At 47.4% G+C, this 266-nt stretch carries 1 pseudogene; it reads left to right on the top strand.

Annotated features, from left to right (window positions below):
- Positions 1-63: 63 nt before the first annotated feature.
- Positions 64-266: pseudogene (locus ACTHSP_RS23775) on the top strand (sodium-dependent transporter); the annotation flags it as partial.

The following is a 266-nucleotide window of genomic DNA, read 5'->3' as shown; positions in this document are numbered from 1 at the left end:
CCACTCACGGCTTGACTTCACCCTGTTACAATTCGGCATCTTCACGTTTCTTAATATTACATCATGAGCAACCATTCATCTTGGTCATCCAAAATCGGCTTTGTGCTTGCTGCGGCAGGCTCGGCCATTGGTTTGGGTGCAATTTGGAAATTCCCTTATACAGCCGGTACAAACGGCGGCGCCGTATTCTTTCTTTTGTTTTTGATTTTTACGATTTTGGTAGCCTTGCCGGTTCAACTGGCCGAGTTTTACATCGGCCGTACGGG

The organism is Neisseria sp. P0001.S005 (genome assembly GCF_051963715.1).
This window is presented reverse-complemented; position numbering and strand designations above follow the sequence as displayed.